The sequence below is a fragment of the Bacillus sp. PPSBB_11 genome (assembly GCF_038023285.1).
GTDB classification, from domain to species: domain Bacteria; phylum Bacillota; class Bacilli; order Bacillales; family Bacillaceae; genus Bacillus; species Bacillus altitudinis.
In genome coordinates this window covers 2,171,017-2,193,173 of the sequence record NZ_CP150633.1, presented here as the reverse complement: position 1 = coordinate 2,193,173, position 22,157 = coordinate 2,171,017, and the positions used below count along the sequence as shown (strand labels likewise).

Genomic DNA, 22,157 nt, shown 5'->3' with positions numbered 1-22,157 from the left:
ACATGCCTCCAACGCATATTCTTTGACAATAGTATACCATACACCCTAAAATAAACATGTAAATCATGACATGTTTGAAACAACATCATTTTAATTGAAAGAAGGAATAAACATGGATCAATTCGTTGGACTTCATATGATTTATACGTATGAAAATGGCTGGGAATATGAGATTTACATTAAAAACGATCACACCATTGATTACCGCATTCATAGCGGAATGGTTGGAGGCCGCTGGGTTCGTGATCAAGAAGTGAATATTGTGAAGCTGACAAAAGGGGTATACAAAGTTTCCTGGACGGAACCGACTGGGACAGACGTGTCTTTAAACTTTATGCCTGAGGAGAAACGCATGCATGGGGTCATTTTCTTCCCAAAATGGGTGCATGAACGTCCAGATATCACCGTTTGCTATCAAAATGACTATATCGACCTCATGAAAGAATCCCGTGAAAAATATGAAACCTATCCGAAATATGTCGTACCAGAATTCGCAGACATTACGTACATCCACCATGCTGGGGTAAACGATGAAACGATTATCGCAGAAGCACCGTATGAAGGCATGACCGATGAGATCAGAGCTGGACGAAAATAGAAAAAGCGGCACGCACTGTGCCGCTTCTAGATGGTTGACAAAGGACTAAAATGAACTTGATTTTAGTCCTTTTTATTTCATACCTAACGTCTTTTGAGATAACAAGAATCGGTAAACTGGTAGTTCATCGCCTACTTTTGATGCAATAAAACCCGATGACATATAACTGTCTTTTGATTCTGGTTCAAGGGCAAGTGACAACAAATTGGTCTCTGGCTGTGCAGTCACATATACCTTTGTTCCTTTTGGCAGCTGACGTTTCTTTTCAACGAGTCTCGTTTCAACCTGAATATCTGTTTTGCTTGTTTCCACTCGTTTTGTTACCTGATAGGCTTGTACAGGTACTTTCATGCCAACAGGAAGTGTCACACTTTTTAACCCTAAAGTTCTGAGCTTTCTATCTACTCCTTCATGTCCTGGGAGAATAAGATAAGCTGTCGGCCGTTCTCTTGTTAAGACAGGAACCGCATCACTTGCACTATGAAAACGTACCGGGACATTGGTGGTTTGTCCTTTCTCAATATCCACCATTTCAAGTGAATCGTTCACAGGCGCCTTGAAAGCATCTTGAATGACCACTTGATCATCATCGTTTGATTGAAGACCTTTTTTCACAAGTTTCAGCCGCTCCGTCACCATTTGCTGCTTCACCTGCTTAGCATGCTTCACCGTTGTCTCAATGATTTTTTCATGAGTGGTGACTTGTGCTGCCACGCGCCGGGTAAAGTCCTCTCTGCCAATTCCAATCCCCCTACTTTCTACAAGAAATGAAATAGCTGGTGAAAGCGCTAGGGCATTTCGGCCAATTCGTGCATCAGTTCCGCCTTCATAAAGATCGATTTTTCCGTCCTTCCCTCTTGTGTTTGTATAATATAAATCGTTGGAAAATCCCTTATTCGTCAATGTTTCACGCACTCCGTTGACGTACAATTCATTTGACGTGAAACGAATGCTTTCAGGAATGTTCAAATTCTTACCGGATAATATCAGCAAATCGTGATACTTGAGAGCACCTGATGCACCGATGTCTTCAAACTGCTTTTGACCGACATCATATTCATGGGCATCGATGACGACCTCGGGCGCATAGCGATTAAATTCTTGATGAAGGGCTGTCAGCTCTGGAGATTCTAATGTCATGTGGTCACGGTTGCCATCCATTCCGTTTGCAAGCCTGCGGTCAAATGCATAAGAACCATCTGGATTGATTCTTGGAACAATGATGACGTTGACATGGCTCAGGATACGCTCTCCTTCATCACCTGCTAGTCGTTTGGCGATGACAAGGGCAGATTCACCGGAGGCTGGTTCATTTCCGTGTATTTGTGCTTGAAGCCAGATCGTTGGCTTTTTTGACAGTGGAGAGATGTGACGATCCTTTGTAAAATAGAGGGCTGGAATAGACCTTCCTTCAATGGATGTTCCAATCTGTTTCTGCGTGGCGTAAGGACTTTTACTGACAATGTCACGTAAAAAATCTTGAAGCTCTTCTTGTGTGGTAAATGCTTCTCCTTTTTTCTGAAAGGCAGGGGTATCAAACGTTTCGTCAGGCTCAGGATACAGTTTTTGAACCGAGGCTGGCTGCTCATAGCTTTTTCCATAATAAGTGGTCTCTGCATTCGCTGAAGCTGGGGTCACCATCGACAAACTTCCTGCCATGAGGCATACAGCAGCAAAAAGAATGGTACTTTTCTGTTTGGACATGCTATCCTCTCCCTTCGTTGATTTGCATTATAAAGAAAAAAACAGCAAAAGTGTCAGCATTTTTCAAAAATATATCTTTTGGAGGAATCATGCATGTCTTTATATAGGGCAAATGAATGGATGTTGCCCTGCAATAGGACCTAAAAAAGAGTGCCTGCATGAGCAGCAGACACTCTTCTCATTACCAGATCGAAATGGCCCCAATGAGAACCGCCATCACTGTCATGGCGACGACTGCAAGAACCGCCCATTTCATGCCAAATTTCTGATGCTGATCTAGTGATACCCCAACGAGTCCCACAAGTAAATGAGTCGATGGAACAAGTGGGCTTAACATATGAATCGGCTGACCAATGATAGATGCTCTCGCAATCTCAATTTTATCGACACCGTATGCTGCCGCTGTTTCTGATAGGATCGGCAGTACCCCATAAAAGTATGCATCATTCGGCATAAAGAAAGTGAAGATCCCGCTTGTTAGCGCGACAATGACTGGAATAAACCCGCCAAGCTGCTCTGGAATAGCCGAAACAATCGAAATCGCCATTTCATCAACCATTTTCGTCCCAGTTAAGATGCCTGTAAAAACACCTGCCGCAAAAATCATCGAAGCAATCGCTAAGACGTTGGTTGAGTGAGCCGCAATCCGCTCACGCTGCTGTTCAAGGTTCGGATAGTTCACGATAATGGCAACACAGAAGGCAAGAACAAACAGAACCGTTAAGCTTACTTTTCCAGACACAAGCAAGAGAACCAAAAGCAAAGTCAGTGTCAGGTTAAACCACCAAAGTTTCGGTCGCTTAATATCATCTTGCAGTGCCGCTGCCATTTCATTTGCATGAATCGGCTGTTCGAGCTCAATAACACCAAGACGTTTTCTTTCAGACTTCCCAAGAAAGTATGCCACCACAATCATGCTCAAAACCCCTGCACCAATGACTGGAATCATCGGGCCAAATAAAAGTGATGGATCAACGCCAAGTGCACTTGCCGCTCTAGGTGTTGCCCCTCCCCATGGAATCGTATTCATAATCCCCATGCCGACTCCGGCGATACCCGCTAAAATAATCGGACGAATGCCAAGCAGTGTAAATAACGGAAGCATGGCTGTTGTTGTAATCATGTACGTTGTGGTTCCATCACCGTCAAGTGCGACAAGCATCGTCAGGACGGCTGTTCCGACAACAATTTTTAATGGATCGCCTTTGACGATCTTTAAAATTTTCGCCACCATTGGATCGAATAAACCTGCATCAATCATAATCCCGAAGTACAAAATGGCAAACATGATCATGACCGCCGTTGGTGCAACTTGCTGTACACCTTTGACAATCATGTCTGAAATTTCTGTAAAATGAAAACCTGCAATAAGAGCAAATGCAATCGGTGTTAATACCAATGCCGTTAAAACAGACATACGTTTCGTCATAATTAAAACCATAAATACAATCATCATAAGAAATCCTAAGATCGCTAACATTTCGTTCACCCCTTATGTTGTATACGCTTTCATTAAATGTTGGTATCCCATTTCCAACCCTTTCTGTCATGATATCTGACGCCTGAATTGAAGTAAATATTATGAATTTTAATTCTTTTTTGGTCGATAAATGCTTTTTGTTCATTTTGTGCAATTGTTGTTGTTTGTTGGTTCCATGAAAAAAAGCGGTCTCATTTGACCGCTTGCTCTCCTTGTATAAATTGCTCATAACGCCTTAATTGATCTTCCATAAAGACCTTTGCTTCTTTACTATTCATATAACGGCCTGTCCAGCCTTTTTGTTTTAACTGCTTTTTCCATGACTTCGTTTGCGTCATTTTTTGAAGAAGCTGATCCCATGCTCGAATGTCGTGCTGATTCATTTGCTTTGGTCCCATCACACCACGCCAATGAGAGAAGATGAGCGGAATCCCTTGTTCTTTCCAAGTGGGCACGTCTTTGAATCCTTCTAAACGCTGATTCGTTGTGGTTGCAACGAGCTTCAACCTTTTCTTTTCATAATCATGGCGAACTTCTGTAATGGTTGTAGTCGCCGCATCTACCTCATGGTCAATGAGTGCTTGAAATAAATCATCTGCACTGTCAAATTTTAAAAACTGAATGCGGTACGGATCTATCCCTGCCATTTCGGCAGCCCGTGCGAATGAGATTTGATCATCATTTCCAAAGTCCGGGGCAAACCCAATTTTTAAGGAATCCGGTTTCTTTTTTAGTGCGTGTAATAGCTCCTTTCCATTTGAGAAAGGAGAATCAACTGGCACTGCGACTACCTGCCACTCTTCCGCAAGAATAGCGAGCGGGGTAACATCATTCATGGTCACGTTACTGCTGCCCAGCAAATTACGGCTTAATAATAAGCTTGAATTTAAACTGATATAATTGGCATCTCGCTCCATCATATAGGTCCATCCTTTATCAACCGTTCCGCCTCTTTGATAAAGAATATGCACAGGCTCTTCCACTAGCTTTTCTTGTTCTAGTACGGTTTTCATCACTTGAGCCGTTTGGTCAAATCCGCCATCAGGTACACCTGATACCACAATATATAATGGGCTGTGCTCCAGGAAAGAATCTTTTGCTGTTTTTTCATTAAAGGTGAGCGTTGTACAAAGACAGACCAAAATGAGTAAGAGTATTCCTTTTTTCATTTTTATGACTCCGTTTGTTTTTTGGCGGGATAATATTTTCGTTCTGGTCTACCAATGATTCCATACGCCAGCTCTGCCCGGCATTCTCCCGTTGTCACAAGATACTCTACGTATCGTCTTGCTGTTGTACGTGATGCGCCCATTTTTTCTCCGAGTTCTTCCGCTGTAATTCCGTTCATCTCTGCTGCCATGAATGTTTTCACTTTGTCCAAAGTCAGTGAATTAATGCCTGTTGGCAAGTCTCGCTCATCCTTTTGCTGCGATTCTTCCTGTATTTGACCAAAAAACAGATCAATCATCGTTTGATTGACTTCCTCTTTTGAATTGATTAACTCTCTTTTCTCTTTATATTCGGTTAACACCTGCGTGAATTTTTGGGCGGTCACTGGTTTGATTAAATAATGAACCACTCCATAATGCAGGGCGTCTCTTAACAGCATCGTTTCCGTTGCAGCCGTGATAATGATCACATCCACTTCAGGATGGCGCTCTCTTAACAGCGGCAAAAGGTTCGTGCCGAGCTCATCAGGCATGTAGACATCAAGTAAAATGAGATCCACTTGTTCTTTTTGAAGTGCCTCCCACAGATCCTTTGCACTCTTTGCCTTGCCGGCAACTTGAAAGCCTTGTACCTTTTGTATATAAGATTCATGAATCGCAGCGATTCGAAAATCGTCCTCCGCAATGAGTACCTTGATCACAACCTATTCCCCCTTTGTGCCTTTCGGTATGTAAACAGTGAAGATGGCACCGCCTTTTTTTTGGTTCGCAACTTCAATCCAGCCCCCAAGTTCATCTAGCACTTCTTTGACATTGGCAAGTCCATAACCTCGCCCTTCTCCCTTTGATGAATGTCCTCTTGTGAAAAGTTGTGAAATGGCTCCTTCATCTACACCGTCCCCTGAATCAGATACCTCTATGATAATATCAAATCCAATATCTGTGATGAACAAGCTGACTTCTCTTGTCTCCTTATTCAATACAGCCTCAAACGCATTATCTACGAGATTGCCAATGATGGTAATAAAGTGAGATAAACTCAAATGGGCTGGGAGCGGCTCCAATGAACTATTTTCATCAATGTGAAAATGGACCTTTTTCTCAGATGCCTTTCCTAACTTCCCAAGTAAAATGGCTTGTATCTTCGGAGAGCGAATTTGCTTCATGAGTAAATCATGCTGGCGATTTTGAAGTGTATACTCTTCTTTAATTAACTCAATGGCTTCATCCACTTGTTTCAACTCAAGCAAGCCTAAAATAGCGTACAGCTTATTCGAAAATTCGTGTGTTTGTGCTCTAAGGTCTTCTGAATATTGACTGACCTCTGTCAATGTATCCAGCAGCTTTGTCAGCTCGGTTTTCTCCCTGAAGCTCACAATTCCTCCAAATACTCGATTGTCCTGCACCACTTTTTTGACATTTAGCACGAAGGTTTTATCATTGACGACTGATTCTATGTTAGGTTCAATCGTCTCTACCTTTAGATAGGAAAGAAGATTGGCATTTGGCAACACTTGATCAATATGAAGAGGCAGCGTTGAAGAGACGCGTAGCATCTGTTCAGCTGACGTATTCATCATCGTAATGGCACCTTTACGGTCAAATGCAATGATTCCCTCTTTAATCGCATGCAGCATCGCTTCTCTTTCTCGATATAATGAAGCAATTTCATGCGGTTCAAGCCCTAATATATCTTTTCGAATACTCCTTGTTAAAAAAATGGCTCCAAATACCCCAGGCAAGAGCACAAGAAGGGCAATATAACTTAATTTGAATAGTTGATGGGCTGTCGCTTGGTCGATATCTCTTTTTAAGAATTCGACACTGACTGTCCCAATAATTTCTTCATGACTGCCTGTTTCTTTCATAATCGGGGCACTGCCTCTGACAACGGTTTCACCATCAGAATCACCCGTCGATATGGAGGTGCCTCCAAAAAGCAGTGTACTTCTTCCTTCCGACACACTGATGGTTTTCCCTACATCCTCATGGTTCGTATGAAAAAGAACCTTTCCTTTTTGATTGGTGATGAAAATGGCATGTGCTCTTACTTGCTCCTTCATTTGTTCAAGCACAGCCTGTTCTTCATTTTGCGAATCTCCCGTGGCCACCGATGTTTTAATAGGCGGCATATAAGATATCGTTCTAGCAGTTTGCACCGCCAGCTGTTCAGCTTGGCTCTGCCTTTCTGATGTCTGCAAAAAACCAAAACAAATGGTCAATAAGGCAATAACAACAAGTAAAAGACCAATAATTAACCCCAAAATTTTTGTTTGTAAAGTGACTTTCCTTTTGCCCATCCTCACCGCCACAACCCCTAATTCAGTAGATTCACCCGAATAGACTCTAAGAAAATCATATCATTTTTTCTCATGAAGTTAAGAGAAAATTCACACAGACAAAAAAGGATGACTCAGTATTGAGTCATCCCTGTGTGCCTATTACGTGATGGATAAACCAGCACTTGCATAGCCTGCTACAGTATTCACTAAGGAAAGACCAGTAGCTGTTGCAGAGAATACGACAAGCAATCTTGTTTGCGGTGTGACTGGTACACTTAAACCAGTAGCGATACCGTTTGAAATAGCCCCTATCGTTAAAATACCGGTTAACGCCGGTGCCAATGTAACGCTCGCTACTTGAGTGAAGCTGTTATCTGGTGTTGGTGAAGCAAACAGACTAGCCGTCACAGTAATATTTGTGCCAACTATAGAAAGGGCTGCTGTCGTACTAAAATAGCCCGCAAATGACGTAATGGTTCCTGCTCTCGGAACGGAGAACGCCATGTTTAACAATGTTCCTGCGGCTCCGGTTAAATCAATGATTCCACCTACGATACTGACACCAGTGGCTGAGTTACCGAATCCTACCAAGCTAGATGTCCCGACCAAACCGCCAGCGATGGTTGTTAAAGCGACAGGTAAACCTGATGCAAATGGGATAATCGCACTCGATCCTGTTGCTCCTGTGGCTCCCGTTGCACCGGTTGCGCCCGTGGCTCCGGTTCCTGTAGCCCCTGTTGCACCCGTATCTCCTGTGACTCCTGTGGCGCCTGTGACTCCGGTTGCTCCTGTTGGACCTGTATCTCCGGTGGCTCCGGTTGGTCCCGTGGCGCCTGTCACACCTGCGGCTGCCAATAACGTATAATCTGGAGACGTATCTGGTGTGCCGGTTGGTGGTGCTGTATTTACGACATAAGTTCCTCCTTCATATGTCACCACTTGACCTACTGTATAGGTTGGAGCTGTTGCTGGGTCAAATGCCAAAATACCAGCTAACCCTACTCCGGTTGCTCCGGTATCTCCCGTTGCACCCGTGGCTCCGGTTACTCCGGTCGCTCCCGTATCTCCCGTTGCACCCGTGGCTCCGGTTACTCCGGTCGCTCCCGTATCTCCCGTTGCACCTGTAGCTCCGGTTACTCCAGTCGCTCCCGTTACACCTGTGGCTCCGGTTACTCCGGTCGCTCCCGTTACACCTGTGGCTCCGGTTACTCCGGTCGCTCCCGTATCTCCCGTTACACCTGTGGCTCCGGTTACTCCGGTCGCTCCCGTATCTCCCGTATCTCCCGTTACACCTGTGGCTCCGGTTACTCCAGTCGCTCCCGTATCTCCCGTTGCACCTGTGGCTCCGGTTACTCCAGTCGCTCCCGTATCTCCCGTTGCACCCGTGGCTCCGGTTACTCCGGTCGCTCCCGTATCTCCCGTTACACCTGTGGCTCCGGTTACTCCGGTCGCTCCTGTATCTCCCGTGGCGCCTGTCACACCTGCGGCTGCCAATAACGTATAATCTGGAGACGTATCTGGTGTGCCAGTTGGTGGCGCTGTATTTACGATATAAGTTCCACCTTCATATGTCACCACTTGACCTACTGGATAGGTTGGAGCTGTTGCTGGGTCAAATGCCAAAATACCAGCTAACCCTACTCCGGTTGCCCCGGTATCTCCCGTTACACCTGTGGCTCCGGTTACTCCAGTCGCTCCCGTATCTCCCGTTACTCCTGTGGCTCCGGTTACTCCGGTCGCTCCCGTATCTCCCGTTGCACCGGTCGCTCCGATTGCTCCTGTCGCTCCTGTATCTCCCGTTGCACCCGTGGCTCCTGTTCCTGTTGCCCCTGTGGCACCCGTATCTCCTGTGGCTCCGGTCGCTCCAGTAGCACCTGTATCTCCAGTAGCGCCGGTCGCTCCTGTTCCTGTTGCCCCTGTGGCACCCGTATCTCCTGTGGCTCCGGTCGCTCCGGTTGCGCCTGTATCTCCAGTAGCGCCAGTCGCTCCTGTTCCTGTTGCTCCTGTGGCACCCGTATCTCCTGTGGCTCCGGTCGCTCCAGTTGCGCCTGTATCTCCTGTTGCTCCTGTTCCTGTTGCTCCGGTTGCACCCGTATCTCCTGTCGCACCCGCAGCGGCTAGAAGCGTATAATCTGGTGATGTATCCGGTGTACCCGTTGGTGATGCTGTGTTTGCAAGATACGTTCCACCTTCATATGTCACTACTTGACCCAATGGATATCCTGGTGCCGCTGCCGCATCAAAAGGAACGACTCCAGTTAGACCTACACCAGTGGCTCCTGTTGCACCCGTCGGACCTGGATCTCCGGTGACACCTGTTGGTCCTGTACCTGTTGCGCCCGCAGCTGCTAAAAGCGTATAATCCGGCGATGTATCAGGCGTACCTGTTGGTGGTGCTGAATTTACCACATACGTACTGCCATCATATGTCACCACTTGACCTACTGGATACGCCGGGGCTACCGCTGGATCAAATGCTACAATCCCTGTTAACCCAACGCCTGTTGGGCCTTGTGGACCTGCCGGGCCGGCTGGACCCGCTGGGCCTACTGGACCCACTGGACCCGCCGGACCTGCTGGGCCTCTCCTTCCTCTTCCCCCTGGCGGTCCTTGAATGACACACACACAAGGATCTTTTCCACAGCATGGATTTTTTACTGGTTTCCTTGGTTTGTCTGATTTACCTTTCTTACAACTATCACATTCCCAGCCATCATCCTTATACGCATCATACCAGCTTCCTTTTTGGTAGTGGTCTGTCGAATGAGTTGGGTATATCTTTCCGCATTGTCTACATTTTCTCATAGAATCACCCCCATCCATCGTATTCATCATGATCGATAAAGGTGTATGTACAATTTTATTTTTATCAAAAAATTTGAAAGGTCTTGCACTCTGCGTGCAAGGACCTCTCTCCATCGTTAAAATGTCATCGTCATTTTTAAATCTTTTCCTACCATACTATATTCAATATCCGCTGGACGGATCGCCTTTTTTAGTTTTTTCACACCTTCTCCTTCAAAAAAAGTAGGTGCATCTTTCCCTCCGATTAATAAAGGTGCCATATAGATAACAGCTTCGTTCACAAGTGATGCTTTTAAAAATGACGCACTCACACTGCCCCCTGCCTCTACAAGCACTGACATCACAGAGCGCTTCTTCAACAGGTGTAACACATCCTGAAGATCTGTCCGGTGTTCTCCGCTTGTGACAAATACTTGATGACCTTTTTGTATCAACTGTTGATACTTTTGATGATCATAATCTTGTGATGTACAAATTATGGTTTCTGCCCTATGATCTGTTAAGCATTTGGCATGAAGCGGTATCCTTAATGTTGAATCTAAAATGACACGAATGGGCTGATGGTTGAATGAATCCTTTACAATTAAGCCGGCATCATCTTGAATAATCGTTTCCACTCCTGTCAGCACCGCATCTACTTCTTGACGTAAGCGCTGCACTTCTGTTCTCGCTTCTATTCCAGTGATCCATTTGCTTTCTTGCTCAGCCGTGGCAATTTTCCCATCTATCGAAATAGCTGATTTTAAGATGACATAAGGAAGGTTTGTTTGCATCAAATGAAAAAAAGGAGCATTTAAACGATCTGCTTCGTGTTTACATATACCTTGCTCCACTTCAATTCCAGCCTTTTTCAAAAAGGCAATTCCTTTTCCTGCAACAACCGGATTCGGATCTTGAGTGGCAATCAACACTTTCTTCACACCACTGCTAATGATCGCTTCGGTGCAAGGGCCTGTTTTTCCGTGATGTGTACAAGGTTCGAGTGTCACATACATGTCAGCTCCCTTCGCCTTTTCTCCTGCCATTTGTAGAGCATGAATTTCAGCATGAGGCTCGCCAGCCTTCATGTGCGCACCAATCCCAACAATCTCACCGCTCTGAACAATCACTGCACCAACAAGCGGATTGGGTGAGGTTTGTCCTTTCATCGCCTTCGCGTTGGCAATCGCCAGCTTCATATAAAAAACATCGTCTTTCATCTCGGGCTCCTTTCTTCTCTCAAGGGAAAGAACTCCTTCAGAAAATGAAGGAGTTCTATTCTCATGTGCTATACTTTCTCAAGCCGTTTCTTTTCAGATCGATCATAGTAAGGCAAGGAATAAAACAGTTTATATGATGCTCGTTGTTTACAAAAACAGCATTTGCGACATTCATATTTATTAATGAGGAGCACATGCGGACAATTGAGTACAGTCAGACCTTTTTTCATATGTTCCTTGCAAACACTTATCATGAGAATCCCCCGCTTACATTCTTTTTCTTAATGAGAGATTACTTCTTTCGGAAATTGTTCAAATAAGCGCAGTACTTCCGTATGTGTGCCATCTTCTCGAATATGATAAATACCACCGTCATATGAGCTTGCATACACATCATTTCCTAGTTGTCTAATGGCACTAATACCATTCTTAGCAATTCGAATCGGACCTGTATTGACATCTAGCTCTGGATTCCATACCACAATATATCCCCAATAGTCTCCGCTCACAATATAGCCAGAGTCTGTCACAGTGATGGATTTAATGGAATATTGATGCTCGTTGTGCTGATTTAAAATTCTGCCTGTATGCAAATCAAACAATCGGACGTTTTTATCACGGCTGACAATGGCAATACGATCTCTTTTGCTATCAATAAATACATCATTTAACAGCTCTGTCGCCCCGATATATTCTGCTGTTAAGGACAAACTCTTTTTATCGAGAAGACAGATGGTTCCTTCAACTGCCGCTGTGATGATATGATCTCCTTCTACCTTTAATGCTTTGACCGCGCAATCATGTGCTTTAGAACGGCCGATTTCCTTTAAGTGTTCTGTCGAAATGACATGCACATAACCGCCATAAGTGCCGATATAAAATTGACGATCCTCCTCATGGAAATACACACTATTGACAGGACCTGTGTTGAGATCAAAAGAGACCATTTGCTGCAATGACTCGTGTACAATATGCACCTGACTCGCATGATCGCCCCATGCATAATAGCTTCCATCCCGTGCAACAGCCACTCCATTTGTGAGAACACCTGTTGACTTTGCGATTTCGATTCCATTCTTTCTGAATTTTCCGTCATCTGATGCAGTGATAATATCACCCGCTTCAGTCAACGCAATATCATTAATAGAAGGTGTCGCCAATTCCTGCTCATCAGAGATCACTTTTCCTTCTTGAATTGACCATTCACAATACGTTTTCCCAAAGCTGGCTCCTAAAATGGCTTGCTCGTCTTCTGTCCAAACAAGCGAGCGCTCCCATTGATATTTATGAGGCAGCAACGTATCAATTAATTCACCGGTTTCATAATTCCACAGCTTAATTAAATGGTCATAACCCGCTGTAAGCAAGTAGTTACCGCTCGGCGAAAAATTCACACGCTTCACACCTTGTAAATGAGCTTTAATGATTTTTTTCTCCTGTAATGTAGCGGCATCATAAATGATAACTGTGCCATCATCTCTGCCAAGGGCGAATACTTCTTTTTGATTGCTGCCGCTGATGGTATCCAGCTCATAATCAAACGGGCCAATTTCACCTACAATTTCTCCTGTTTCATAGAGCCATACTAGGACATAGCCATCGTCACCAGTTGTATAAGCTTTATCCTCATGAATCCATACAGCTAATACATCCTTGCTATGTCCATGAAATTCTCTTAAAATGGCTCCCGTTTCAATATCCCAAACTAAGCATCTTCTGTCTCTGGACACCGATACAAGAAGCGTATCCTGCTTTGCAAATGCGACAGCTTCCACGTCATCCGCATGACCATATAGCGTACGAATTCTTGTATGTGTGCCAGTATCATATAATTGAATGGTATAGTCTGACGATGCACTCGCTAAATACGTTCCATTTTCCGAAAGGGATAAAGAGTTGATGATATGCTCGTGACTGCCAATGAATGTTCCTTCTCCCGTGGCACGGTCCCATTTATAAATACAGCGATCATAGCCACCTGTGTAGACAATTTGGTCATGCTGAGTTGATAAAACGGATGTAATCGGTCCTCTATGCATGGTTTTACACTCCCACCTTTATATGTTGTTTTTGACGAGTAACTACACGAAAACCAGTAAATCGAAAAACAGGGTCTGGGTGTTTCCCGTGTCTTCTTGCGACTCTGCATAAATCTCCGCCTCTTGCGAAGGAGCCGCCTTTTAAAATGTAGTAATTACTGCCTAGTGTCTCGGTTAAATCATCTACAACCTCAATTCCACCTTCATATATGTGATACTTGGTGTTGACCCATTCTTCGACATTGCCACCCATATCATATAGTCCAAATAGAGATCTTCCTTTTTCGTAATGACGGACAGGTGTCGTTTTTTCAATATTTGATTCGTGCGTATTACAGTAAGAGGGATCAAACTCATCTCCCCAAGGATATTGATGTCTCGTATTGCCCCGGGCAGCATATTCCCATTCTTCCTCAGTAGGGATCGATACCTCATATCCAAGCTTCCCGCTCAGCCACTGACAAAATGAGAAAGCTTCCTCGATGTCCATGCCCCAAGCTGGATGGTCTTTTCCCCCGCCAAGCTCTAGGTTCGTCAAGCTCTCTGGATAAGGCTTTCCTGTCTCGTCGCAATAGCTTTGATACCATTCATTGGTGACGACCGTATCTGAGATGAAAAATTCGCTCATATACGGCTGATAAGATGGAAATTCTTTGTACAGCCATTTTTGAAATTTTTTCTCACGGCCATAGGCTGGATTCAGAAGTTTGTCCTTCCAAAATTCTGATGCCTTTTTCATATCTTCTTCATTACTTCCAATCGTCGCATAGCCGCTTGGGATTTGAATCCAATTGATATCAGGTTTCACGCTTTTCTCCCGCCTTCTTTAAATAAACTCATCTACTGATTAATTAATTTCTTCTCATCGACCATATGCCCTGATGCTGCTTTTGCCTTTAAATACGCCTCATTATAGAGAGAGGCTTCTACCGTATGATCAAACCGTAAAACCGGAAGACCGTAAGCAGCAATGGAATCGACTTTATCTGGATTATTGGTTAAAAGATGCAATGGTTTCCCTTTGTTTAAATAGTGCAAGACAGCCGCTGCTTCCTCGTAATGCCGATCATCATCTCCGCATCCGATCAACCTGTTCGCCTCAAATGTATCCAGTTTCATTTCCTGTAATTTATACGTGAAGGCTTTGGCCATTAGCCCAATAGAGCGCCCTTCTTGATTGGCCATATACACAAGCATGCCTTTTCCGTAATCGGTGATTTTTTTTAGCGATGATGCAAGCTGTGGACCGCAATCACATTTCAGTGACCCAAACACATCCCCTGTTTGGCAGACACTATGAATTCGCACAAGCGGCGGCACTTCATTTTCAAAGTCGCCAAAAAGGAGACAAGAGGAAAATGTTTGCTGCTCGGTACTCATTTGTACAATAGACTCAACCGTTGGCGTTGTATCAGCTTCTACAGACGCAAAGGCATACCATGTAAACTGCACTTCTTCATGTTCAATAGAGATCGGCAGGTTCACTGGCCCCACGAGCAAATAGTGTTTTTCTTGAAATGTAAAATGATGAATCATTGATTGTAGTTCAGCTACAAACTTGTTCATTTGTCTCCCCCTATTCATCACTGCACCCCATTGAACTCTCTCAGCGCAGTGATGGCGTGATGAATATGTGTATGCACTCCCTTTGCACCCTGAGCACCGGTTCCAGCTAGAATCATGGCTCAGGAGAAATTTCCTGACATACTGGCTGAATAGATGTGCGATGCCAATCATCCATCAGTACCTTTCATAAAGACTCTTTTTAGACTGTCACTTGTCCAGTACAAAGGAGCAGAAATCGAGCTTCATACGCTGTATTCTCTGTAAGAGAGCAACACCATTGGATGATTCTTGAATGGAAACTGACATGCTCTTTCTCTAAGAGAATATCTCTGCTAGCTTCGAGCTGCTTTCTCCTTTACTAGAAGCTCTGGTCCTTCAAATGCACGTCATCCGGTAGTGCCCTTTGATTGGATGAATAGTCCGTACTTCAGTTCAGCTACATTGATTGAAGCATGACACCCGCCTAGGTATGCACCAAGAACCATCACATCAAACATCGCGTTTATCCTCCTTTGCACTAGATTTTGACAGCAATGACATGATGCTGGCTGATCCCAGCCTTCGCTTGTAATGGTGTAATCGAAACGAGCTCAAGTCCTGATGTACAAATCTTTTCTCCAAGCTGAGTATCTGAGAATGAAAAATGGAAGCGTCCATCTTCTCCGATTAAGCCTGTTTTCCACTCTTCTCCCCATACAACAAGGGAAAACACACCACCTTCATGAAGCAGCGAGGAAATCTGCTTTAAGTATCGTTCGTGGTCATCAGGGTGCTGATGGTGAAAGCAGCCATGATCTAAAATCAGATCAAACGTCAGCTCGCGCCCTTGATCCATTGACCAGGACATAAAATCTTGATGATAAAAATGGACAGGAACCTCTTTTCTCTTCTTTAATCCTTCCCATTCCTCATGCTCATAAAGATCGATGCCGGTATATGCCGACAGTCCTTGTAAATGTTCAAGAGCCCTGCCGTTCCCGCAGCCGATATCCAGCACAGAAGCAAGTGCATCCTTTTCCCTGGAACGCCATGCCTTCAGAGACATCACAGCAGCGTCTGTTAATGATGGATCAGTAGACCACATATCTGTTCTTTGCTCATAGTGTTCTTGAAAAGCCATGCGCATTTTCTCTAAATACAACCCGCTGTCTTCATGATACAAAGCCTTTTTCATCACGTGACCTCCTTCAATTCACAATCACCTTTCCTAATAAAGGTGGTTTTCAAGCAAAAAGCCTTATGATAAAATGAAAGATGGATTTTTTAGGAAATCTATTTTCTGAAAAAGGAGAGAAGCATCCCACATGTCACTCTTCTTTTTCAGCACTCATCTTCACATACAACCACAGCCATTCAACTGTTACAGCGCCTCAGTTTGTTATACATTTTCTTCATATGGATTCACCTCCTTAACAGCGCTAAGAAAGCGCTTTCTTTATGATGATCCTCTGAATACCTTGAACAATATCATTGAGAAATAGGCATAGTAGAAAGACGAATCTACCATTCTAAGCTATCTTTCATCTATTCTTTTTTGTCTAATAGATATTTCTTCAGTATCGCTCTGCCTCAGAAGCGCTCTCCCTTAGGTCTTAATGCATCATCATTTACCGAATTGATCCTGAAATCCACCCATCAAAAATTTAACAACTAATTCCATAATAACTTGATTAAGCCAAATATATTGTTTTTAGATTATTTTGTCAACAAATTATTTCCTAAACATTAGAATGATTTTCTAATTGAAAATACAGGTATATTTCGTGGTTTTTTGACCTTAAAACACTTATTTCTACACAAAAATACAACTTAAACCAATAGAACTAAGAAATTTATCTACTAAATTACACAAGATTTTTATTTCATTTTGAAATAAAAATAAAGATATCATAATTATTTCCCGAATGGTTTTTTGTGATATTTTCACTACTTTTTTCATTTTTTTGACGGTATCCTTTGCTATTTCTATATTTTCAATTAGACATTTTACTGTTTATCCCAATTTTTCAACCTGTCTTATTATAGTGAAAAAGACAGATGGTAGATTTTAATTATCGCAGTATGAAAAAAAGCCCCTTACAAAAGTAAGAGGCTTTCAGCGTGTAGACAAACCCTCGCATTCTTTGTCAGTCCTGCGTGCTGGTGCTCACGAATATCAAATTCGCTCCGCGCCAGTACTCGTCCTTCCTAGACTGCAAAGGTTTTCTATCACGCTGAAAAGAAGACAAAGGACTAAAATCAAGTTCATTTTAGCCCTTTGTCAAAAATCTGAAAAAAGCCCCTTACAAAAGTAAGAGGCTTTTTACGATGGCGTTTATGCCCAATTTTTCACTTTTTCATGGTCAGTCACAAAGAGAAGAACTTTTCCTTCGTCTAAATGTTCTTCAAATGTCTCAGCTTCTTCTTTTGAGAAACCAATTTCGTGAATCTTATTGCGGAGTTCATCTCCCTTTTTGCTAAAGATGTTTCCAACCGCATGCTTGAGTCCAACTTCTTTTGGACCTATCGTATTGGCATCTGCGTTGCTTGCAATACGCTCAGTTCGATCATCGTCATGGGACAGAACATAAATGTCCTCTCTTGCAACACCGAGTTGTTTTAATTGCTCCACATCTCTTTGAAGTGTTTCATCATTTGAATACTCTCTTACAACAGGTTTCATTTATTATTCCTCCTTTAACGTCTTACGAATCTTTTACCCGTCACTTTTGTCATTAAACCTTCCTCCAGCACATCCATTTTTACTCTGTGAACTTAGTGCGTCTATGGACTTATTTTTGACAAAAAGACTGTGAATATGACTAAATTTTCTGAAAAATTGTATTCATTCCTTGTCATTTGTTGTACAATTCTTATACTGGAGGCTAGAAATGGGGTGGAGCTGATGTATTATTTTTCAGCTGAGCAGCAGTTTAATGCATGGGTTGTCAGTGATTTGGTGAAACAGCTTTTTCAAAAATGGAATCCTGAAGAATCAAAAGCAAAGCCGCTTACTTTGTTTGCTGAACAGCACTTTCACATCTGCATCGATTATCTCTTTTCTATTATTATTAACATTGGAGATATCGAGTCAATCGAACAAGATCCACAAGACCTGTTGTCCTCATATTTAAATATCCTTTTTCCTTTTGTGACGCACGATATGATGAAAGCCTCCATGCAAAATGCAAATGAATATTTGTTAAAAGAACGTGATGCGGATGAGTATCAACTGTTTGGTTGTCTCCCGCCGCTCCTTTCTGTCTCTCTTCAAAAAAAGTAGTCCCCTTCTTTTAGATGGTGGCTACTTTTTTGTATGTGCTTGGAAAAGACCGTATGTTTTGAACGAAAAGAAGCATCATGTTAATGTAAATCTAGGTTGCAAGTGAAAGGGAGGATTTGACATGAGTCAACAAAAACAAATTCAATTAGCAAAACGTCCAAAAGGGTTACCTACTAAAGATGTTTTTCATTTTGAAACAGTTGATATACCAACGCCGCAAGATGGCGAAGTCTTGATTCAAACGAAATATGTGTCTGTAGATCCTTACATGAGAGGACGAATGCAAGATACAAAATCCTATACACCTCCGTTTAAACTCAATGAAGTGATCCAGGGTGGTGTGGTCGGAGAAGTCATCGAGTCCAAATCTCCTCAATTTGAGAAAGGTGATTTTGTACTTGGATTCCTTGGCTGGCAAGAATATTCTACTGCCAAAGCAGAGTCTCTGACAAAAATTGATCCATCCATTGCGCCGTTATCTTATTACTTAGGGATTTTGGGCATGCCAGGACAAACCGCCTATTTTGGACTTCTTGCGATTGGTCAGCCAAAAGAAGGCGAAACGGTTGTCATTTCTGGAGCCGCAGGTGCCGTTGGTTCTGTTGTCGGACAGATTGCTAAAATCAAAGGTGCCCACGTCGTTGGAATTGCCGGATCTGATGATAAACTGGCTTATTTAAAAGAACTGGGCTTTGATGAAACCATTAATTATAAAACAACAAATGATTTAGATGACGCCATTGCAAAAGCCTGTCCAAACGGTGTCGATGTGTATTTTGACAATGTGGGCGGCGACATCTCTGATGCTGTAATGAATCATTTGAACCGTTTTGCACGTATTCCAGTCTGCGGCGCCATTTCTTCTTATAACATTAGTGCAAGCGAAGACATTGGCCCTCGTGTGCAAACAAAACTCATAAAAACAAGTGCATTGATGCAGGGCTTCATTGTTGCCAACTACTCTGATCGTTTTGAAGAGGCGGCAAAAGATCTCGCACAATGGGTAAAAGAAGACAAACTCACATATAAAGAAACAATCATTGAAGGCTTTGACAACATTCCAGATGCATTCCTTGGACTATTCAAAGGGGAAAATGTCGGAAAACAACTTGTCAAAATTTCATAACAAAAAAGGACCCTGCCAATTTATGGAGGGTCCTTTTATTATGCCTGCTTGGGCGCAAGGTGCAGCTGGCCTTGCTTATACACAATTTCTTCAAGCGAAAGATTCAGCTTTTTCGCCATTTTTTTCAGCATTGATTGCTCTTGAGGTGTGACAAGACTGATGACTGCGCCTTCTTTTCCTGCGCGTCCGGTTCTGCCTGAACGGTGGATGTAGCCCTCTTCATTTGGCATATCTGCATGAATCACATATGGCAGATCATCAATATCGATTCCTCTTGCTGCAATATCTGTTGCAAGGAGGAGCGGGAATTCACGCTGTTCAAACGCCTTTAAGATGACAGCACGCTCTGCTTTTTTCGCTTCACTGTGAAGCACACCAAGGTCGACATGGTGATACGCTAATTTTTCTGCATAAATGCTCAAATTCGTAATATCTCGCACAAACACAAGCGCCTGCATGTCCTCAAGCCGTGATAGCTTTTGCAGCAGTTTCACTTTGTCACGCTGATCACATAACAGATAATAGTGACCCACTTTCTGCGCTTCTTCCTCGCTTCTAGCAATTTTCAATACTTCTGGTTCAGATGTCATTTCTTTGATCAGCTGAACGGTTTCTTCTTTCAATGTTGCAGAAAAACAAAGGATTTGTCTTTCTTTTAATGTGGACTTAATGATCCCTTGGATCGTTTTCATATGCTCTGGCACAAGAAGCTGATCTGCTTCGTCTAATACAATCGTTTTGACTTCGTGCATTTTCAGTTTCTTGATTTTGATTAACTCTTGTACGCGACCCGGTGTCGCCACCACGATATTCGGGTGTTTTTTTAGCTTTTCCTGCTGCTTCTTGATATTTGCCCCGCCTATTAAGGAAATAGCTTTGATGTCTGAACCTTGTTTGAACTCTTGCACGACATCAAAAATTTGCATCACAAGCTCTCTTGAAGGTGCCAAGATTAAGACTTGCGGGTGTTTGATACTCACATCAATTTTATTTAAAAGCGGCAGAACATACGCAAGGGTCTTCCCTGTTCCAGTCGGTGATTCTGCGATCACATCGCGTTTTTCCGTAATCCACTCTGCTGTTTGTTCTTGTATCGCTGTTGGCTTCTCAAAGCCAGCCGCTTCAAAGTTCTTTTGAATAAATGGCTTTGCTTCTTTCAAAAATGCCCAATTTTCCGTCATGTTGATCTCCTTTATCCTCATTCAATCTATCCTTTAGTATCTCAAAATCAGCTTTGAAACGCAATTTTTCTTTTGATGCTTTTATCGAGCCGGACAGTTCGATATAATCATGAGAGGCACTAGCCGTTTTGAATCTATTTGAGGTGTAAAAAATGATATTATCTGTTAAAGATTTAAGTCATGGCTTTGGCGACAGAGCCATTTTCCACGAAGTCTCCTTCCGGTTATTAAAAGGCGAGCATGTCGGCTTGATCGGCGCCAACGGTGAAGGAAAGTCAACGTTTATGAATATTATTACTGGCAAGCTTGAGCCAGATGCAGGAAAGGTCGAATGGGCAAAAAATGTCCGTGTCGGCTACCTCGATCAGCATACCGTGCTTGAAAAAGGAAGAACCATTCGTGAAGTCCTTCAAGATGCATTCCATTATTTATTCTCGATGGAAGCCTCAATGAATGACATTTACGAAAAAATGGGTGAAGCAGATCCTGATGAGCTAGAAAAGCTTTTAGAAGAAGTAGGCGTCATTCAGGATGCCCTGACGAACAATGATTTTTATATCATTGATTCCAAGGTAGAGGAAATTGCAAGAGGTCTTGGGTTGACAGATCTCGGGCTCGATCGTGATGTGACAGAGCTGAGCGGCGGACAGCGTACAAAAGTACTGCTTGCGAAATTGCTGTTAGAGAAGCCTGAAATTCTTCTTCTTGACGAGCCGACCAACTATTTAGATGAACAGCATATTGAGTGGCTGAAGCGCTATTTGCAGGAATATGAAAATGCGTTTATCCTCATTTCACATGATATTCCGTTCCTAAACAGTGTCATTAACTTGATTTATCATGTCGAAAATCAAGAACTCACGCGCTACGTTGGTGATTATGATCAATTTAAACAAGTGTACGAAGTGAAAAAGCAGCAACTAGAGGCAGCGTATAAAAGGCAGCAGCAAGAAGTGGCTGAATTAAAGGATTTTGTCGCGAGAAATAAAGCACGTGTCAGTACTCGAAATATGGCGATGTCTCGTCAAAAGAAACTCGATAAGATGGACATGATTGAATTAGCAGCGGAAAAACCAAAACCAGAATTCCACTTTAAACCTGCACGTACATCAGGGAAATTGATTTTTGAAACGAAGGATTTAGTCATTGGGTATGACGAACCACTTTCTCGTCCATTGAATTTAAAAATGGAACGCGGGCAGAAAATTGCGTTATACGGTGCCAACGGTATCGGAAAAACGACACTGCTCCGAAGCCTGCTTGGAGAAATTTCCCCCATTTCTGGTGAGGTGGAACGCGGAGAATTCCTGCATATTGGCTACTTTGAGCAAGAAGTAAAAGAGCAAAACAGCAACACTTGTATCGAAGAGGTGTGGAGCACCTTCCCATCGTACACACAATATGAAGTCAGAGCTGCCCTTGCCAAATGCGGTTTAACGACAAAACATATTGAAAGCCGTGTGTCTGTTTTAAGTGGTGGTGAAAAAGCGAAGGTCCGCCTTTGCAAGCTCATTAACGAAGAAACCAATTTGCTTGTTCTCGATGAGCCGACAAACCACTTGGATGTCGATGCAAAAGAAGAATTAAAGCGCGCGTTAAAAGAATATAAAGGCAGCGTCCTATTGATTTCCCACGAACCTGAATTTTATCAAGATGTGGCCACTGAAACTTGGAATTGCGAATCCTGGACAACAAAAGTATTATAACGACAAAAAAGCCTTATATCTTCAAAAGATATAAGGCTTT

General features: G+C 43.1%; 17 protein-coding genes. 4 read left to right on the top strand and 13 right to left on the bottom strand.

Translation table 11 applies throughout. The annotated features are described in order from the left end of the window. Positions 1 to 112 precede the first annotated feature (112 nt). On the top strand, positions 113 to 598 hold the full coding sequence (locus V7L95_RS10680; RefSeq protein WP_008341777.1) for a phenolic acid decarboxylase: 486 nt from the start codon (positions 113 to 115) through the stop codon (positions 596 to 598). 72 nt (positions 599 to 670) lie between these two features. On the opposite strand, the gene V7L95_RS10675 is transcribed toward V7L95_RS10680, so the two are convergent. From V7L95_RS10675 to V7L95_RS10620, 12 genes are all read right to left on the bottom strand, one after another. Continuing rightward, positions 671 to 2,302, bottom strand: a complete 1,632-nt coding sequence (locus V7L95_RS10675) for a M14 family metallocarboxypeptidase (RefSeq protein ID WP_340966262.1) — start codon at positions 2,300 to 2,302, stop codon at positions 671 to 673. A 181-nt stretch (positions 2,303 to 2,483) separates the two neighbouring features. Continuing rightward, a complete protein-coding gene (locus V7L95_RS10670) occupies positions 2,484 to 3,782 on the bottom strand; it encodes a citrate:proton symporter (RefSeq protein WP_008341779.1) in 1,299 nt (432 codons plus the stop codon). A 191-nt stretch (positions 3,783 to 3,973) separates the two neighbouring features. Beyond that, entirely contained in the window at positions 3,974 to 4,951 is a 978-nt protein-coding gene (locus V7L95_RS10665; RefSeq protein WP_017358771.1) for a tripartite tricarboxylate transporter substrate-binding protein, read from the bottom strand. 2 nt (positions 4,952 to 4,953) lie between these two features. After that, positions 4,954 to 5,652: a response regulator gene (locus tag V7L95_RS10660; RefSeq protein WP_025206910.1), complete on the bottom strand. Its 699-nt coding sequence runs from the start codon at positions 5,650 to 5,652 to the stop codon at positions 4,954 to 4,956. 3 nt (positions 5,653 to 5,655) lie between these two features. Further along, complete coding sequence (locus V7L95_RS10655; protein WP_340966259.1) at positions 5,656 to 7,251, bottom strand: sensor histidine kinase; 1,596 nt, start codon at positions 7,249 to 7,251, stop codon at positions 5,656 to 5,658. A gap of 141 nt (positions 7,252 to 7,392) precedes the next feature. Beyond that, positions 7,393 to 10,038 (bottom strand): exosporium glycoprotein BclB-related protein, encoded by a 2,646-nt coding sequence (locus V7L95_RS10650; RefSeq protein WP_340966257.1) that lies wholly within the window; start codon positions 10,036 to 10,038, stop codon positions 7,393 to 7,395. A gap of 116 nt (positions 10,039 to 10,154) precedes the next feature. After that, positions 10,155 to 11,237 (bottom strand): bifunctional diaminohydroxyphosphoribosylaminopyrimidine deaminase/5-amino-6-(5-phosphoribosylamino)uracil reductase RibD, encoded by a 1,083-nt coding sequence (gene ribD / locus V7L95_RS10645; RefSeq protein WP_340966254.1) that lies wholly within the window; start codon positions 11,235 to 11,237, stop codon positions 10,155 to 10,157. 281 nt (positions 11,238 to 11,518) lie between these two features. Then, positions 11,519 to 13,276 (bottom strand): WD40 repeat domain-containing protein, encoded by a 1,758-nt coding sequence (locus V7L95_RS10640; RefSeq protein WP_046527041.1) that lies wholly within the window; start codon positions 13,274 to 13,276, stop codon positions 11,519 to 11,521. 4 nt (positions 13,277 to 13,280) lie between these two features. Then, positions 13,281 to 14,084, bottom strand: coding sequence for an SUMF1/EgtB/PvdO family nonheme iron enzyme (locus V7L95_RS10635; protein ID WP_060832157.1), 804 nt, complete (start codon positions 14,082 to 14,084; stop codon positions 13,281 to 13,283). A gap of 32 nt (positions 14,085 to 14,116) precedes the next feature. Further along, the gene (locus V7L95_RS10630; RefSeq protein ID WP_017360404.1) at positions 14,117 to 14,842 is read right to left on the bottom strand and encodes a GTP cyclohydrolase II; all 726 of its coding nucleotides are present in this window, start codon (positions 14,840 to 14,842) and stop codon (positions 14,117 to 14,119) included. 517 nt (positions 14,843 to 15,359) lie between these two features. Further along, positions 15,360 to 16,016, bottom strand: a complete 657-nt coding sequence (locus tag V7L95_RS10625) for a methyltransferase domain-containing protein (RefSeq protein ID WP_052321095.1) — start codon at positions 16,014 to 16,016, stop codon at positions 15,360 to 15,362. A 1,140-nt stretch (positions 16,017 to 17,156) separates the two neighbouring features. Further along, positions 17,157 to 17,504: a general stress protein gene (locus V7L95_RS10620; RefSeq protein WP_007496775.1), complete on the bottom strand. Its 348-nt coding sequence runs from the start codon at positions 17,502 to 17,504 to the stop codon at positions 17,157 to 17,159. A 222-nt stretch (positions 17,505 to 17,726) separates the two neighbouring features. Between V7L95_RS10620 and V7L95_RS10615 the strand changes: the two genes are divergently transcribed. Together V7L95_RS10615 and V7L95_RS10610 are read left to right on the top strand one after the other, a co-directional pair. Next, positions 17,727 to 18,104, top strand: coding sequence for a YfmB family protein (locus V7L95_RS10615; RefSeq protein WP_017366799.1), 378 nt, complete (start codon positions 17,727 to 17,729; stop codon positions 18,102 to 18,104). Between the two features lie 121 nt (positions 18,105 to 18,225). After that, positions 18,226 to 19,230 carry an NADP-dependent oxidoreductase gene (locus tag V7L95_RS10610; protein WP_046342922.1) on the top strand — a complete coding sequence of 335 codons (1,005 nt, stop codon included), beginning with the start codon at positions 18,226 to 18,228 and terminating at the stop codon, positions 19,228 to 19,230. Between the two features lie 38 nt (positions 19,231 to 19,268). Here the strand turns inward: V7L95_RS10610 and V7L95_RS10605 are convergent, their stop codons facing one another. Continuing rightward, positions 19,269 to 20,411 carry a DEAD/DEAH box helicase gene (locus V7L95_RS10605; RefSeq protein WP_046342921.1) on the bottom strand — a complete coding sequence of 381 codons (1,143 nt, stop codon included), beginning with the start codon at positions 20,409 to 20,411 and terminating at the stop codon, positions 19,269 to 19,271. 152 nt (positions 20,412 to 20,563) lie between these two features. Here V7L95_RS10605 and V7L95_RS10600 point away from each other — a divergent pair, with 152 nt between their 5' ends. Further along, on the top strand, positions 20,564 to 22,117 hold the full coding sequence (locus tag V7L95_RS10600; RefSeq protein ID WP_007496783.1) for an ABC-F family ATP-binding cassette domain-containing protein: 1,554 nt from the start codon (positions 20,564 to 20,566) through the stop codon (positions 22,115 to 22,117). Positions 22,118 to 22,157 lie beyond the last annotated feature (40 nt).